This window comes from Winogradskyella sp. SYSU M77433 (assembly GCF_029911945.1).
Lineage (GTDB): Bacteria > Bacteroidota > Bacteroidia > Flavobacteriales > Flavobacteriaceae > Winogradskyella.
Map to the genome: position 1 here is coordinate 98,331 of NZ_JARYTG010000003.1, position 16,534 is coordinate 114,864.

19 protein-coding genes are annotated in these 16,534 nt (G+C 33.8%); 5 read left to right on the forward strand and 14 right to left on the reverse strand.

Annotated elements, in window-relative coordinates; genetic code table 11:
* Positions 1-73 precede the first annotated feature (73 nt).
* Genes QGM60_RS06440 through QGM60_RS06450 form a run of 3 tightly spaced genes read right to left on the reverse strand, consistent with a single transcriptional unit; the run spans position 74 to position 3,153 of the window.
* Positions 74-1,156 (reverse strand): AMP-binding protein, encoded by a 1,083-nt coding sequence (locus tag QGM60_RS06440; protein ID WP_281139418.1) that lies wholly within the window; start codon positions 1,154-1,156, stop codon positions 74-76.
* Positions 1,157-2,122, reverse strand: a complete 966-nt coding sequence (locus tag QGM60_RS06445; protein WP_281139419.1) for a CPBP family intramembrane glutamic endopeptidase — start codon at positions 2,120-2,122, stop codon at positions 1,157-1,159.
* On the reverse strand, positions 2,119-3,153 hold the full coding sequence (locus QGM60_RS06450) for an o-succinylbenzoate synthase (RefSeq protein WP_281139420.1): 1,035 nt from the start codon (positions 3,151-3,153) through the stop codon (positions 2,119-2,121). Before QGM60_RS06450 ends, QGM60_RS06445 begins: the two co-directional genes overlap by 4 nt.
* Before the next feature lie 58 nt (positions 3,154-3,211).
* Between QGM60_RS06450 and QGM60_RS06455 the strand changes: the two genes are divergently transcribed.
* Entirely contained in the window at positions 3,212-4,108 is an 897-nt protein-coding gene (locus QGM60_RS06455; protein WP_281139421.1) for a sterol desaturase family protein, read from the forward strand.
* Positions 4,105-4,896, forward strand: coding sequence for an SDR family oxidoreductase (locus QGM60_RS06460; RefSeq protein ID WP_281139422.1), 792 nt, complete (start codon positions 4,105-4,107; stop codon positions 4,894-4,896). Before QGM60_RS06455 ends, QGM60_RS06460 begins: the two co-directional genes overlap by 4 nt.
* A 20-nt stretch (positions 4,897-4,916) precedes the next feature.
* Here QGM60_RS06460 and QGM60_RS06465 read toward each other — a convergent pair whose 3' ends face one another.
* The 4 genes from QGM60_RS06465 to QGM60_RS06480 are packed head-to-tail and all read right to left on the reverse strand — an operon-like array spanning position 4,917 to position 8,620.
* Positions 4,917-6,125, reverse strand: coding sequence for an immunity 26/phosphotriesterase HocA family protein (locus tag QGM60_RS06465; RefSeq protein ID WP_281139423.1), 1,209 nt, complete (start codon positions 6,123-6,125; stop codon positions 4,917-4,919).
* Positions 6,126-6,145: 20 nt separating this feature from the next.
* Complete coding sequence (locus tag QGM60_RS06470; protein ID WP_281139424.1) at positions 6,146-6,823, reverse strand: metal-dependent hydrolase; 678 nt, start codon at positions 6,821-6,823, stop codon at positions 6,146-6,148.
* A gap of 36 nt (positions 6,824-6,859) precedes the next feature.
* Positions 6,860-7,765, reverse strand: coding sequence for a 1,4-dihydroxy-2-naphthoate octaprenyltransferase (menA, locus tag QGM60_RS06475; protein WP_281139425.1), 906 nt, complete (start codon positions 7,763-7,765; stop codon positions 6,860-6,862).
* Positions 7,766-7,780: 15 nt separating this feature from the next.
* Positions 7,781-8,620 carry a 1,4-dihydroxy-2-naphthoyl-CoA synthase gene (locus QGM60_RS06480; protein WP_281139426.1) on the reverse strand — a complete coding sequence of 280 codons (840 nt, stop codon included), beginning with the start codon at positions 8,618-8,620 and terminating at the stop codon, positions 7,781-7,783.
* Positions 8,621-9,028: 408 nt separating this feature from the next.
* Between QGM60_RS06480 and QGM60_RS06485 the strand changes: the two genes are divergently transcribed.
* The gene (locus tag QGM60_RS06485) at positions 9,029-9,163 is read left to right on the forward strand and encodes a hypothetical protein (RefSeq protein ID WP_281139427.1); all 135 of its coding nucleotides are present in this window, start codon (positions 9,029-9,031) and stop codon (positions 9,161-9,163) included.
* A 3-nt stretch (positions 9,164-9,166) separates the two neighbouring features.
* On the opposite strand, the gene QGM60_RS06490 is transcribed toward QGM60_RS06485, so the two are convergent.
* The 5 genes from QGM60_RS06490 to QGM60_RS06510 all read right to left on the reverse strand — a co-directional run bounded on the left by QGM60_RS06490 (position 9,167) and on the right by QGM60_RS06510 (position 13,866).
* A complete protein-coding gene (locus QGM60_RS06490) occupies positions 9,167-10,000 on the reverse strand; it encodes a S1-like domain-containing RNA-binding protein (protein ID WP_281139428.1) in 834 nt (277 codons plus the stop codon).
* Positions 10,001-10,086: 86 nt separating this feature from the next.
* Positions 10,087-10,425, reverse strand: coding sequence for a DUF2853 family protein (locus tag QGM60_RS06495; RefSeq protein ID WP_281139429.1), 339 nt, complete (start codon positions 10,423-10,425; stop codon positions 10,087-10,089).
* A 104-nt stretch (positions 10,426-10,529) separates the two neighbouring features.
* Entirely contained in the window at positions 10,530-12,290 is a 1,761-nt protein-coding gene (locus QGM60_RS06500; protein WP_281139430.1) for a thiamine pyrophosphate-binding protein, read from the reverse strand.
* Positions 12,291-12,322: 32 nt separating this feature from the next.
* Positions 12,323-13,438: a chorismate-binding protein gene (locus QGM60_RS06505; protein ID WP_281139431.1), complete on the reverse strand. Its 1,116-nt coding sequence runs from the start codon at positions 13,436-13,438 to the stop codon at positions 12,323-12,325.
* Between the two features lie 2 nt (positions 13,439-13,440).
* Complete coding sequence (locus tag QGM60_RS06510) at positions 13,441-13,866, reverse strand: hotdog fold thioesterase (RefSeq protein WP_281139432.1); 426 nt, start codon at positions 13,864-13,866, stop codon at positions 13,441-13,443.
* A 53-nt stretch (positions 13,867-13,919) separates the two neighbouring features.
* Between QGM60_RS06510 and QGM60_RS06515 the strand changes: the two genes are divergently transcribed.
* Positions 13,920-14,558, forward strand: coding sequence for an esterase (locus QGM60_RS06515; RefSeq protein WP_281139433.1), 639 nt, complete (start codon positions 13,920-13,922; stop codon positions 14,556-14,558).
* 141 nt (positions 14,559-14,699) lie between these two features.
* The gene (locus QGM60_RS06520) at positions 14,700-15,275 is read left to right on the forward strand and encodes a GNAT family protein (protein ID WP_281139434.1); all 576 of its coding nucleotides are present in this window, start codon (positions 14,700-14,702) and stop codon (positions 15,273-15,275) included.
* A gap of 188 nt (positions 15,276-15,463) precedes the next feature.
* Here the strand turns inward: QGM60_RS06520 and QGM60_RS06525 are convergent, their stop codons facing one another.
* Positions 15,464-15,784, reverse strand: a complete 321-nt coding sequence (locus tag QGM60_RS06525) for a YtxH domain-containing protein (RefSeq protein ID WP_281139435.1) — start codon at positions 15,782-15,784, stop codon at positions 15,464-15,466.
* 144 nt (positions 15,785-15,928) lie between these two features.
* A complete protein-coding gene (locus tag QGM60_RS06530; RefSeq protein WP_281139436.1) occupies positions 15,929-16,516 on the reverse strand; it encodes an ester cyclase in 588 nt (195 codons plus the stop codon).
* Positions 16,517-16,534 lie beyond the last annotated feature (18 nt).

The window sequence follows — 16,534 nt, forward strand, 5'->3', positions numbered from 1 at the left end:
ATTAAAATACAGAAAAACCCAATGCAAAGCATTGGGTTTTTTGTTTTTTAAAATTTTAAAAAATAAAATAAGTCTACCCAATAACAGCATCAATCGTTTTATCTCGTTGGATTTTACCATTAACTGTTTCAGAGAATTTATCTACGAAATAGATTTTCTTAGGTATTTCATATCTAGTAATACCTTTAAGATACTTTATACGGTTTTCAAAGCTTTCAACGGAATCTCTAGGGTTTTCAATAATTAGAATTAGCTTTTCTCCAAGTGCTTCGTCTTCTTCACCAGCAATTATGAAGCGTTCATCTATAATTGCTTGTAGCTTGTCCTCTATTTGCTCTGGAAACAACTTTACTCCTGCAGAATTAACCACATTATCATAACGGCCAAGTAGCTTAAAAGTGGTATCGGATTTTAAATCGACAATATCATTAGTGACTAGAGTTTCTTTCACAAGCTTAGCCGCTTTGATTGTGAGACATTTTCGTTCATCTTGTCCAAAAACAACATTTGGTAACGCTGTAAACAAAGACTGTCCTTTATGACCTTTAGAAGGTAATTGACGCACCGCAACATGAGTTACGGTCTCTGTCATACCATAAGTCTCATAGAATTTAGACGTCTTGGTTTTTATCTTCTCTAACAACGGTTTTGTAACTTTAGAACCTCCTACAATGATGGTGTCAATATTGCTTGTATAATTAATGGTATGCTTTAGTTGAAGCGGAATCATAGCACAGAAATCATAGTGCTTTTCATAATCAAAAATAGGATGTGCACTTGGCTCAACACAATCAATATCTAATCCTAAAATCATAGCACGAACCAACATCATTTTTCCTGCAATATAATGACTCGGTAAACAGTCTATTGCCGTATCTCCTGGTTCTAAACCAAAGAAATCACCTGTGGCAATAGCAGAGTTAACCATGGCTTGTTTCTTTAACTTAATAGCTTTTGGTTGCCCTGTAGAACCTGAGGTATTCACATAAATAAAGTCTTCTTTATTCAGCCAATCCATTAAAAAATTTCCAGTTGCCTTTTCATAAGGTGCACCTTCTTTAATTAAGCTGTAGGCAACTTCTTTTAAGTCTTCAAAATCAAAGTGAAGACCGTTAAACTTAAAGCGGTTATGGATTTTGTCGTACTGAGGTGTCATCTATTCTATGATTTTATAATCTTCTTTTGGTGGTTCTTCTACTTTTCCAAATAATTTTTCTTTCCAGTTTTTCCAACCATAAACTTTAGAAAGAATGAATAAAATTATTGGGAATACTATAAATACTGGCATAAAAACATCAGCAAAACCAGCACTTGTAGGATCTGACATATCTTTTAAAACTGAATGTGTTTGAAAGGCTGTCCAATCCGCAGTAACCAATAAAGCTGTAAACAAGTTGTTAGCCGCATGGAATCCTAAAGCCAATTCCAAGCCTTCATCCATTAAAGTCATAATTCCTAAAAACAGCCCTGTCCCTATGTAATAAACCATAATCACATAGCCTAATTTCTCAACTTCTGGATTAGCTATATGTAAAAGCCCAAAAACAACAGAAGTAAGTAAGAGTGGAAACCATCTATTTTTAGTTGCTATACCCAAACCTTGCATCAAATAACCTCTAAACAAATATTCTTCACAACTGGTTTGCAATGGCACTAAAGCTATGGCAATAACACATAATATTAAGAATTTATTGAGGTCAAAATTCAATACATAGTTTTCTGGTGACATAAAATAATCTAACAACACCAATCCTGAAGAAAAAATACCCCAAGCAAAGAAGATGACCCAAAAGCGTTTCCAATCTATTTTTGGTCTAGTAGTCGTTAACTGTGTTATCGACATTTTGTGTAAAAATTTGTTGACTACAAGAATACCCACAAGTCCAAAAGCAAAAGACAATAGCATTAAAGCCAAATTGAGGTTAGACTCTAAAACTCCCATTAAAGCAGCTTCATCTAATTCAAAAAGATTCATACCTTGTTGTTGTGCCTTAAAAATTGCAGCTACAGTAAATGGTATTTGTCCTGCCACTATAAATGCTATAATAATAACAACTCCGACTATGTATCTCCAGCCTTCATGTAAGCCTTTGTAGGCTTGTTGTATATAATTCAACTTCATAAATTAAATTTCCAAAAGTGTTTTGTATCGTACTGCAAAGTACCATTTTTTACAGTTAATGGGGAAGAAAAATTATTAGTAAATAAACTTCCTGTTCCTAGACCTTGTGGCATGTTATTTTTTAGACTGTATGTCCACTGAGAAATAGCATTGAGCCCAACATTACTTTCAAGCGCACTCGTAATCCACCATTTTATATTTAAGCTTTCGGCGATATCAATCCATTCCTGACTACCTCGAAATCCACCAACTAAACTTGGTTTTAAAATAATGTATTGTGGTTTTATAGTTTGAAGCAATTCTTGCTTTTCTTCTTTATGAAAAACACCAATTAACTCTTCATCTAAAGCTATTGGCAAAGGTGTCACTTCACAAAGTTTAACCATTACCTCAAACTGCTTAGGTTTTATTGGTTGCTCTATGGAATGCAATTGATATTCTGACAATTGACTCAGTTTTTCTAAAGCTTCACTTGAACTAAAAGCTCCATTAGCATCAACCCGTAATTCTATATCTGAAACTGAAAATTCCTCCCGTATAGACTTCAAAATATCTAATTCAGTTTGAAAATCTATGGCTCCAATTTTCATTTTTATACAATCAAAACCAGCTTCAATTTTCTCCTTAATTTGTGTCTTCATAAACGCTTCATCTCCCATCCAAACCAATCCGTTAATCGGAATATTATCAAAACCTTTTGTGAATGCAGAAGGAAATAACAAAAAGGGACCTTCACTTTCTAAAGATTTAAAAGCTGTTTCTATACCAAATTGAATACTTGGAAATTCTTTTAACTCAGATAAAAGACTATCTAATCCAAGATCAATATTGTTACATGTCCATTTTAGTTTGTCTTCATAATCTGGTCGGTCGTCAACGGACAAACCTCTTAGAATACCACACTCACCTACACCAATTTTATCTCCTGAATTGAGTTTTATAAACCAAGTTTCTTTAGTAGTCATAACGCCACGAGACGTTCCGCTTGGTCTTTTAAAATTTAATACATATCGTTGATAAGTCGCCTTCATAATCTCTTTCAAAAATACTTAAATAATTTTGTATTTTAGGAGTCAAACAACAATCAAAATGCCCGATTTTCCGAACATAATTTTGTACGCCATTCCGTTTTTTATTTTGGCGATGTTGCTAGAGTTATATGTAACTACAAAAGAGCATATTAATACTTACGAAACTAAGGACGCTTTTTCTTCTATTGCTATGGGTTTGGGCAATGTTATTTTGGGTTTTGCAAGTAAGGCATTGGTGTTATTAGCTTTGTTTTGGATCTATGATAACTTCAGATTGTTTACTATTCCGATAGTATGGTGGTCGTTTGTATTACTGTTCTTTGCCGATGATTTTTCCTATTATTGGTTTCATCGTGTGTCGCATGAATGTCGTTTGTTTTGGGCATCTCATGTAGTGCATCATTCTTCTGAGCGCTACAATCTTAGTACTGCATTACGACAAACTTGGTCTGGCGGTTTTTACACCTTTATCTTTTGGCTATGGTTACCGCTTTTAGGTTTTCATCCTGCAATGATTTTGTTACAAATGTCCATAAGCCTATTGTATCAATTCTGGATTCATACTGAAGCTATCAATAAAATGCCACGTTGGTTTGAAGCTGTATTTAACACACCGTCGCACCATCGTGTACATCATGGCAGTAATCCGATTTATTTAGACCGTAATCATGCCGGAATACTGATCATTTGGGATAAACTCTTCGGCACATTTCAGCCTGAATTAGATGATGAAAAAGTAATGTATGGTTTAGTGACGAATATTAAGACATACAACCCAGTAAAGATTGCCTTTATTGAATGGTGGAACATGCTAAAAGATACTTTTACAGGAAAGAAATCTCTTAAAGATCGTTTTCAATATTTGATTAAACCACCTGGCTGGAAACATGATGGTACTGGTAAATTGAGTAATGATCTACGTGAAGAATGGTTAAACTCTAAAAAACAACTATGACCTTTGAAAATAAAGTCGTCTGGATTACTGGTGCTTCGAGTGGCATTGGGAAAGCCTTAGTATTGGAATTGTCGAAACAAAACTGCAAACTCATCATATCGTCTCGAAGAGAAACAGTTTTAAACACCGTTAAAAACGAATGCCAACAACCTGAAAACATCAAAGTCCTCCCTTTAGATTTAGCTGATTATAAAACGATGCCTGCAACTGTAGAAAAAGCTATTTCGTTGTTTGGAAACGTTGATATTCTTATCAACAATGGTGGCATTAGTCAACGTTCTTTAATCATAGATACTGATATAGAAGTGGATAAAAAACTTATGGATATTGATTATTTGGGAACAGTTGCTTTGTCTAAAGCCTTACTTCCTCATTTTATTTCCAAACAATCAGGACATTTTGTTACCGTTACAAGTTTAATGGGGAAATTCAGCTCACCATACCGTTCAGCTTATTGCGGAGCCAAACATGCCTTACATGGCTTTTTTGATGCTCTTAGATTAGAACACGACAAGGATAACATAAAAGTCACCATGATCTGTCCAGGTTTTGTGAACACTAACGTTGCGCGCAATGCTTTAATTGGTGATGGCTCAACTCAAAACGAACAAGATTCCGCAACCGAAAACGGCTTAGAAGTAGAAGTATTTGCCAAACGTATGCTAAAAGCCATTAAAAAGGAAAAGTTTGAAGCTTACATTGGCAAAGGCGAAACTAAAGGCGTCTACTTGAAACGCCTTTTTCCTAAGTTATTACACAAGGTTGTTTTGAGAAGTCAAGTACGGTAAGTTTACTCTAACAATTAATTTTAGTTGATATTTTCAATTAAATCGAGAACATTTAAAGTTCCTTTTGTAACTGAATTTTCAAGATAACTTTTATTAAAATCTAATCCAAACTTCGATAAAACCTCATTACGAATCACCTCATTGATCGGGTTTCTCAAATCCCTCTGTAATAAATAATTTTCTCCAGAAGAAAAACCAAATTTATCCTTACTATTTATTAAACGGTCAATTTCCAAAGCACTATAGCTAGATCTGAAACCTATTCCATAATTACCATATGGATTTCTCATAAATCTTGAAGGGTTATTTTCAGGTAAATTGTCGTTTATGCCAGACATATATTTACTAAACTTACTAACTGAGAGTTCTTCATGAATTAAGCCCCATTGCAAAAATACATTTGGAGTCTGGTCAATTCTTCTTCCATAGGAAATTGGAAAATCCAATTCTTTTATTTCTAAAGGCAAATTACCTATAATTTCATACTCACCATAAAACAATACATTGTCTACTATATACTCTGAAGGAAATGCTTTTAATTCCCTCAACTCCTCAATATTTACAGATTTGTTTTCTGACTTAAAAGCATAAACTTTAATTAACACCGCTGGGCCCATTAATAACTGCAATCCATGATTTTCGGCTATCAATTTTTTCTTTCTTATTTTGTTAATATCTAGTAAAACACGTCCAAAACCATACTCCGTTCTGTTTATTTTAAATGCAAAAAAGTCTCCAGCTTTGTATTTTACATTTTTTCTTTTGTCCTCTCTGAATATTTTTATTGATGACAAATGATTTAAAGGTGATTTCTCTATAAAATCAGTTATCATTTCTTCTAAAGAAAATAATTCACCATTTGATAGACTACATTCCCAATCTCGTGAATAAAACATCTTTTGAGAAGTATAATTGCCAATCATTAAACTTCCATTAGATCTAACTTTTAAATAAATACCTATCGCTTTTCTCGAATATAATGTAGATAGTGTTAACCTTTTAGACTTTCCTTTTTTTGTTTTAGGCAATAGAAAATCCTTATTATCAGTATCCTCATCATATTGATATTCTAAATATTCATTTTCATTAGAAATAATTAGTTTCTTGATGGTATCACCTTCAAAATATAATATACTATCAGTTTCTTTTGGTAGTTCTTTTCTTACCCAAGTGTCTTTTATAGATTCTAGACCAAAATATAGCCTTTGGTCATTTGTTAATTCAAACATATATACTTAACACTCAACTCTTACAACTCTACACTCTCACCAATTTCCAACAACATCAAATCTTTATCCTTTTCAAAGAATTTACGTTTGGCTTCTTCATGATCTATTTCTATATATCCAAAAGTGTCAAAATGATAGCCTAATACTTTATCGCATTCTACAAAATTGCTTGCTAAGATTGCATCTTCAACTCCCATAGTAAAGTTATCTCCAATTGGTAAAATAGCTAAATCTAGTTTTGTCCGTAATGGAATCAATTTCATATCCATAGTTAATGCAGTATCTCCTGCTATGTATATATTTTTGTGTTCGCCTTCAATTATAAAACCACCTGGTTGTCCTCCGTATTTTCCATCAGGAAAAGATGAAGTATGAATGGCGTTAACATATCTTACATTACCAAATTCAAAGTCCCATGAACCTCCATGATTCATCGGGTGACCTTCAAAACCTAAATTTTGATAATGAGTAACAATCTCATGATTAGAAACTATGATTGCTCCTGTTCGTTTGGCTATGGCTTCAACATCAAGAGTATGGTCCTGGTGAGCGTGTGTTAATAGAATATAATCGGCTTTTAATTTCTCTATGTCTATTGCTGAAGCTTTTTCATTACCTGTAATAAAAGGATCAACTAAAATATGGATATCTTTAATCTGTATGCCCAATGTGGCATGACCGTAAAATGTGATTTTCATTTCAATATTAATTTTTAAGAAATAGTTTCCCTAAAATTAATACAAAATATAACCAATACCTAACAGTAACGCGAATAGAAAAGCAGATAATGACAATACTTTTAACTGACTATCAAAATCATCTGGAAGTTTAGCTTTTTTAATGTTTTTCACATGAAAAACTAAAGGCACAAAAGCAATGAGGTATAAGTAATTATAAGGCTCTACATAATATAACACTGAGAAAACAACTGCTAACAGCATAGCGCCACCAATTAAAAAATAATGGTATTGTTTAGCTCGTTTTAAGCCTAGTTTTACTGCTAAGGTGATTTTACCTGCATTAATATCAGACTCAATGTCTCTCATATTATTAAGGTTGAGTACACCAACACTTAAAAGTCCTAATGAAATGGCCGGAAGTATAGTGACATGATCTACAGCATGTATATACAATACATAACTACCAATAGTACTTACCAAGCCAAAAAAGATAAAAACAAAAACGTCACCTAAAGCTCTATAACCATATGGCGAATCGCCCATGGTATAATTAAGCGCTGCATAAACAGAAACTCCACCCAAAAACACAAAAATCAATAAGAAGAGTAAATTAGCTGGTCCAAAAGCTGCTAAAATGAGTGATATAGTTAAAATAATAACTACAATTATATTGAACTTTATAGCATCAAACATTTCATCTGGAGTAATGACACCACTTTGAATGGCTCTTTGAGGGCCAACACGCTCATCATTATCAGTGCCTTTTACTCCATCACCATAGTCATTAGCTAAATTAGAAAGAATCTGTAAGCTTACTGTTGTGAGAATAGCCAATAGAAAAACCAACCAATCAAATTTTCCATTATAATAAGCAAAACAGCTTCCTAAAATTATACCTGAAACAGATAACGGTAACGTTCTTAAGCGCATGGCTGAGAGCCACGGTTTAATTTTTTTCATCTATGCCACTCTAATTTATGGAATCCACTTTTTAGGGAAGTTAGGTTTTCTTTTTTCAAGGAAAGCATCACGCCCTTCTTTGGCTTCATCTGTCATGTAAGCGAGTCTTGTTGCTTCACCTGCAAACACTTGCTGACCTACCATACCATCGTCTGTTAAATTCATAGCAAACTTTAGCATTTTTATAGAAGTTGGTGATTTTGCTAATATTTCTTGAGCCCATTCATAAGCCGTTTGCTCCAAATCAGCATGAGGAATAACCGCATTTACCATTCCCATTTCGTATGCTTCTTGCGCTGAATAATTTCTACCTAAAAAGAAAATTTCACGTGCTTTTTTCTGACCAACCATTTTTGCTAGATAAGCAGAACCATAACCACCATCAAAACTGGTGACATCGGCATCGGTTTGTTTAAATATAGCATGTTCTTTACTTGCTAAGGTTAAATCACAAACCACATGCAGACTATGTCCGCCACCAACAGCCCAACCTGGCACTACTGCAATGACAGCTTTTGGCATAAAACGAATTAATCGTTGTACTTCTAGAATATTTAAGCGATGATAACCATCATCACCAACATAACCTTGATGACCTCTGGCTTTTTGGTCGCCTCCAGAACAGAAACTCCAAATACCATCTTTAGTTGATGGTCCTTCTGCACTTAGTAATACAACACCTATATTAACGTCCTCATTAGCATCATAAAACGCATCGTAAAGCTCTGATGTTGTCTTTGGTCTGAAGGCATTTCTAACATTTGGTCTATTGAAAGCAATTCTTGCAACTCCGTTGCATTTAGAATATGTTATATCTTCATATGATTTGGCAACTTTCCAATCTATATGGCTCATTTTTGATATTATTTTGGGTGCAAAAATACGGAATTAATAATAATGAACTATACCAAATTATTGTTTTGATTTTTTATTGAAGCCTAATATATTTACCACGTATTTTTTTTATGAAAACCTATATCCCGACCCTGACCGAAAAAAAAGAATACAAAGTCCTAACAGTAAGCCTTGGAGACTTGTATTTTTTTGAAAATTATTTAGTAACAGAATTCAATGAAGGTGAAAATGTAACCTTTTGAGAATTTTAAAGAAGTTTCCGAAGCAATCAATGCATATTACGGAAATATACCTATAGGTGTTATTGCGAATCGTGTCAACTCTTATTCAATAGATTTATCTGATTCAAAACTTCTCAACAACAGTGTCAACAATGTCAAAGCCTATGCTGTTATAGTGCACAAACCTATGTCTAGACAAATTTTTGAGATTGAAAATCATTTTTTCGATGCCAATGGGAATTCATCTAACCGAAAGTCTTTTAGTAATATAAAAGATGCTATTGAATGGGTTGAAGGTTGCTTATCTGATTTTACAGATTAAATTCTATTTATTAAGTCTAATTCCGTTTTCTTCAATAGTTATCAAACGGTCTTTGTATAAAGAGCCTATAGCCTTTTTAAAGGTTTTTTTACTCATTTGAAGCATGTCTTTGATTTCTTCAGGACTCGATTTATCGTGAATAGGCAAAAAGCCACTATTGTCTTCTAGCTCTTTTAAAATAAGCTCTGCATTTGGCTCAATGTTTCTATAACCTATTTGGCTAAGTGAAATATCTAGCTTATTATCATGTCTTACTTTCTTTACGATACCTTTTAAACGGTCGCCAACACTAATATCCTTATAAATATCATCATTAAACACCAAACCTAAGTGCTTTTTGTTTACAATGACATTCATCCCTATTTCTGAAGGATGGGAAACGATTAATTCCACCTCATCAAACTGAGAAACGGTTAATTCTTTATTATCTAAAAAACGATTTGTTTTACTTGAAGCTACTAAACGTTCGGTTTCTTCATCTAAGTAACAATATACCAAATACCATCCGCCTGACTTCATTTTAAAAGCTTGTTCTTTAAATGGGCAAAACAATTCTTTTACTAAACCCCAATCTAAAAAGGCGCCAAATTTAGTCACTTGATTACACCTCAACATAGCAAAGTCGCCTTTTTTAATGTAAGGTTGATCTGTTGTTGCAACAGGTCGCTCTTCATTATCTAAATAAACGAAAACTTCAATTTTATCACCAATATCAAATACTTCAGGAACATATCTATTCGGTAATAGAACTTCATTATCTTCACCATCACCTAGAAATAATCCTGGTTCTGTATCTCTTAAAATTTCGAGTGTATTGTATTCGCCTAAATGTATCATGCTGCAAAGATATTCATATTAAAACAAGAAAAAGCGCTATAACTACTAATAATTATAACGCCTTATAAATTCTTCAAAATCGATTCTTAGTAAACCGATTCTTTTTTGAAATGCTTTGTTAAAAGATAATAAACAACCGCTCTGTACTTGTTTCTGTTGGACATTCCATAAGTTTCCATAACTGAAGCGATAGCTCCATCTAAATCGTCACTTTCTGATAAGCCTAATTTCTTAATCAAAAAGTTATTTTTTACCGTTGCAAGCTCCTTTTCATCAGAACCTGAAACTGTAGAAGAATCAGCATTATAAATAGAAGGTCCTAAACCAACTGTTACTTTTGTTAGTAAATCCATATCTGGATTAACTCCGCATTTGTCTTTTAAGTCAGCTGCATACTTAACGATTAGGTCGTCTCTTTTACTCATGTTATTTAAGTTTTTAGATTATATAAATTGTTCTTTAAAGGTACGTATTTTTTAGACACACTAAAAGTACCTAAGTCACTATTTACAAAGACTTAATCTTACAACTATTTTATGAATTTAAAATAGTCTAACAATACTTCATCATTTACTTGAGAAGGTGTAAAAACCTCTAACAACTTTGGTCGTTTGGCATTATCGTAAAAAGAGTTTAAAGCCTTATCTAATGAGGCCTCCGTGTCTGCCATTACATAATTAAAACCATACATTTCGCAAAGCAGTTTTGCCGTTAAATTGTGTTTGGTTTCAAAAAATTGGTCAAAGTTTTCTGTATTCTTATGACCTGGCAAAATTCTAAAAATACCACCTCCTTTATTATTGATAACAATAACTCTGAAATTCTTTGGAATGTAGTTATTCCATAACGCGTTACTATCGTAAAAAAAGCTTAAATCACCAGTGATAAAGGTGGTTCGTTCTTTTGAAACTACAGAAGCACCAACTGCTGTGCTTGTACTTCCATCAATACCGCTCGTTCCTCGGTTACAGAATACGCTGATATCTTTTCTTAGCTGAAATAATTGTGTGTATCTAATTGTAGAACTATTACTGACTTGAAGCTGACTTTGTTTTGGTAAGCTTTTTAGAATTGTACTATATACTGAAAAGTCTGAATAAGGAATCGTTTTTAAATATGATTCATGCAGTTTTCTTCTTTTTTGTCTTACTTCTAACCACTTGGACTTGTAAGTACTTTTGGTATGATGTGTTACCTGCGGCAAAAATTCACTAAAGAATGTGTTTGGAGAAAGTTTAATATGTTTTTCCAAACAGAAAAAAGTATCATTTGCATGATGCAAACCAACATGCCAATGATGCTCAGGTTTGTATTGTCTTAAAAAAGCCTTTATTTTCTTTGAGACAATGAGTCCACCAAACGTCAATAAAATATCTGGCTGTAATTCCTTAAATTCTTCCTCACCCAATGGCGCAATAATCTTATCTATACCTGGGAAAAAATCTTGATGATGAAAATTCGAAATGGTTTCTGTAAATACCAAAATACTATCATCATCTGCTATTTCCTCAATCCATTGTTGTTCTACAGCATTAGGTTCTAGAGCGCCGACTAAAATCATTTTGCGCTTGGCATCATGCCAAATATCCAGTAAACTTTTGATTTCAAAATTATCGACTTTCTCTACTCTAGTCTGAATTTTATAAGGTTCAAGCTCAATGGTGAGTTCATCAACCATTTCATACAAGGGTTCGTCGAATGGAATGTTAATATGAACTGGTCCTGATCTCAAAGTCGCTATAGATAAAGCATTATGTGTTTCAGTCTCATTATTTTCCTGTATGTCTTTCTGAAAACCTAAAAGACGCTCTAGTCTACTTTCAATATTCTTAAAAATAGGAATATCGTCTTCAGCAGGTAAGCGTTGTTCATCTTTTAGATCCAATTTTAGATTCGCACTATATAACACATGCTCACCATAAACATTCTTTTGCATAATGGTTTGTCCATCACCAATACCTATTAAATGCTTTGGCCTATCTGCTGATAAAACCACTAATGGAATATTACTGTAATAAGCTTCGGCAATTGCAGGATAATAATTAAGCAAAGCACTACCAGAAGTACAAACTACTGCTACAGGTGTTTTTAATTGTTGTGCCATACCAAGCGCAAAAAAGGCTGCGCAACGTTCATCTACAATACTATATGAGTTAAAAAACTCATCATGAGTAAAACCGATGGTTAAAGGTGCATTTCTACTTCCTGGAGAAATTACAATGTGTTTTATATTGTGTGCCTTACATAAGGCTACAACGGTCTGTGATAAGGGAATTTTAGAGTGTTTCATCAAAAAACAAAGATAAGAAAATCTCTATGGACTTAACCTAAAACATTACCTATTGTTTTGGTTTTATTTACCGTCTCCTCCCACTCTTTTTCAGGGTCGGAATCTTTGGTAATACCACCTCCAATATAAATCAAAGCGGTTTCATTTTTCAATTGCATGCAACGTAGGTTTACATAAAAATTAGAATGTGTTTTCACTACAGCGTAAGCATTGTTTTCAACGTTTCTCCTATTTGTATTTCGGGTTCTACTTTGCTTAAGATTCAATTCTCCTAAAAAACCAGTGTAATACTCACGGTTATAGTTTTCGTGTTGTAAAATAAACTCCTTGGCTTTTTGCTTTGGAAAACCGCAAACTGCTGGTGTTGGATGCAAGGCTTCAATAACAGGATATAAATTTTCGGCCGATTCAATCACACAAGTAATTCTCGATTTTAGGTGCAGTAAACTTCCTGCTCTAATAGTTTCAACTTCTGAAATATTGACTTTATCCGTAAATGGTTCTATTTGCTGTTTTATATAATCGGTAACGATTTGCTGTTCTTCAATCTCCTTATCTTTCCATGTGACATTGGTCGTTCTACCATATGGTTGCGTACCAGCCAGAGCAATGGTTGTTAATTGTTTTCCTTCTACTTTTAAAAGTAATTCTGGTGTTGCGCCAAGCCAAAGACCAACTTTGGGATGGTACCAACAATACACCATAGCATTCCTGTACTTGTTATACAGCCTTTTAAAAATCACAAAAGGATTCTCATCAGCTAAAGCTTTTTCTTCAACACGAGATAATACCACTTTCTTCAAGTCTCCTTGCTGAATAGTTTCTACACCTTTTTGCACTAAAGTTTCGTGCACTTCCTTTCCTGTAGCTTCTACTGTGTTTTCATCTAATAAATCATCCGACGTTAAGGTTACTATGTCAAGCTCTGACATGTTACAGTCGTCTTGCGGAAATAGAATACTATCTTCAGATAAATCAAAAGGTGCAAACACAAACCCACTTTCGCTAAAGTCCTTTGTTTTATGCAGTGCATCATCTTTTTGTAACCACGATTTAACAACAGAGTTTACAGGTCTTCGATATACTACAAATGGTAATTTTTGGGCATATTGCTGCTCTAAAGCTTCAAAAAATGAATCTTCAGTCATGCTTATTTCTTTTTTGGAAGTGAAATTGTAGACAAACGACAAATAGAAATCACGTTATCCGCTTCGTCCGTCACTTTAATATCTAGAAGTTGCGTGGTTCTACCTTTATGCAGAAAAGTTGCCTTCGCATAAACAAAACCTTCTCTAATACTCTTTAGGTGATTAGCGGTAATCTCTAATCCTCTAACAAACAAATTTTCGGTATCTATAAATATATGAGATGCAAAACTACCAACACTTTCAGCTAAGGCTGCTGTGGCTCCTCCGTGCAAAACACCGTCTGGTTGATGTACTTTTGGTGTTACTGGCATTCTGGCTACCAAAAAATCATCACCAAAATCTACCATCTCTATCTCTAGAGTTTCCATCAGTGTATTTTTACTCGCTGCATTGGCTCTTGCTAAGAAATCTTCTTTAGACATTTGCATTATAAAGCTTATTTTTATTGTCGATTACAAAAATACTGAAACTACCAAGAATAATGAATTTGCAAGAGAAAGAAATCACCTATACCACAAGCAACTCCTACTCTACGTTAAACGTGCTTACCAAACAAACTAAAAATGTGTGGTTTGTGTGTCATGGTATGGGCTATCTAAGTCGCTATTTTTTGAAGTATTTTAAAGCATTAGACCCAAACGATAATTATATCATTGCGCCACAAGCACCGAGTAAGTACTATATGCAACCCAAAATGCATGTTGGAGCCAATTGGCTGACTAAAGTAGATACCGAAGCAGGAATGCAAAACATACTCAATTATTTTGATAGTGTGTTTGAAGCTGAAAACATTCCAGAGCACGTTAATCTTATCGTTTTTGGTTATTCGCAAGGTGTGAGTGTAGCTATGCGTTATTTAGCTAAACGACAGTTACAATGTGCGCAATTGGTGTTACATTCTGGTGGAATTCCGAAAGAATTAACCGCTAAAGATTTTGAATATCTCTCTGAAAGCACCAACGTAAAACTGATTTATGGTACCGAAGATGAGTATTTGGATGAAGCACGTATAAAAGAAGAAACAGAAAGAGCTCACAAACTCTTTGGGAATAACATCACTATTTTACCTTTTGAAGGTAAGCATGTGGTTAATGTGGATTATATAAATGACTTGGTATAATAAGTATCGTCACTTCGAGTGATTTGTGTCATTACGAGGAATGAGGTACGAATGACGTGGTAATCTCATAATTAAAGCTTACATTGAAAAGATTGCCACAGCTGACGAAAAAAGTCAGCTTCGCAATGACAAAACAAAATTATGACTATTCCAAACCTAGAAAACAACCGTGTAAAACTAAGTTTACTAGACTTAAGCAATTACACACATTTAGAATCCATCGCGCAGCAGAAGGATTTAATTTATTATTCTCCATCCGATATTTCTACTCCTGAAGCATTGAAGGCTTACGTGCAAACTGCGGTTGATGGCTATTATCACAAAAACACTATTCCTTTTATTGTCTTTGATAAAATTTCTAAAAATTATGCAGGCTCAACACGTTATGGACTGATCAGTTGGAAAGACAAAGTGTTGCATATTGGTTGGACTTGGATTGGGTACGAATTTCAAGGTATAGGACTCAATACCAACATGAAATTCCTGATGCTTCAATATGCCTTTGAAACGCTGGAATTTGAAAAAGTAGAGTTTAGGATTGATGACCGAAATCAGAAATCTAGAAAAGCGGTTGAGAAACTTGGTGCTACTTTAGAAGGTGTTTTACGAAGTGATAAGCTTATGAAGGATGGCTACAGACGTAACACGTGCTGTTATGGTATTTTGAAAGCTGAATGGCCAGAGGTCAAAGAAAAGTTGCTTGCTGTTATTGGATAATAGTAACGTCACTTCGAGTGATTTGCGAGGAACGAGCAAATTGTATCGAGAAGTTTATTTAATACTTGTTCTCGATACAAATTTTATTCCTTTCACTCACAAAATTCACTCGAACTGACGAAACTAAAATAAGTTGTCAATCTGAACTTGTTTCAGATTCTGAAATAAATTCAGAATGACAACTATTACTAACTTGTTCTCTGCAAGTTTTTGTTTTTCTCTTTTAAAACTGATAATTGCTTTTCTAAAAAAGTAATGGCATCTTCAGTTTTGTAGCTTGCTTTAGACGCAAAATCTTTTAAATCTTCTTTAAACTTATCCTTGCCAGACTTAGCGGCTTTAGATAAATCGTCTTTTACTTCCGTAAAGTCCTCAACAAACTGATCTTTTATACTCTTACCTTCTTTTTTTAGTTTTTCTCTGGTGACACTGCCTTGATCTGGTGCTAACAATACACCTGCTGCTGCACCTAAAATAACACCTAATGCTAAAGCTCCTTTATGAATCATAACGTTTCCTTTTTAATAGTTAAACTTCTGTTTACTTATTAGTAGTAAAATGCTGTGAATTGTTACAAATGGATTGTTTGTCAGGTTTTTGAAAATATAATTTTCAGTTTTAAACTTACAGTAAGACTTTATAGGTTATTAATATTATTGCGCTAAACCGATTTGTTTCATGAAGTCTTGATTGTCATAAAACAAATATTCCTCTGTCATTTTACCACCTTCCCAATGTGCAATGGTAGCCATTCTTAATTTGAATTTTTTACCTGTAGGCGGAATGGTTTTACCTTCTCCAATAGGCATTGGCTCTGTAAAGGTGCCTTGTAACTCACCAATAACAGCTGTCCAATCTTTATTTCCGAATTTTACCGGATGCTTTTCTATACGTGTATCTGGCGCAAATACAAACATTGGTTTTAAATCATTAATGTGTGCAGGATAAAGGCCTTCTGTAATACTTCCATCTGCATTGTACACAACAATATCATCTGTATGACTATGACTAAACTTATCCCATTTTTGGTTAGTGTAGAAATCGTAGTCTAAAGAATCAAACGCTACCAAACGTTGTTTTGTTACAGCTTCTGCTTCTTTATAAGTTTTTAGCTCAGTTTCTAATTCATTGATTTTAGCCTGTAAATCTGATAGCTTACTGTCTGAACAACTTGAAAAAAGTCCTATTAAGACAATTAACATAAGGCTAATTCTAACTGTTTTTTTTAAATTTACTTTCATCACTTTTAAGTTAATTTG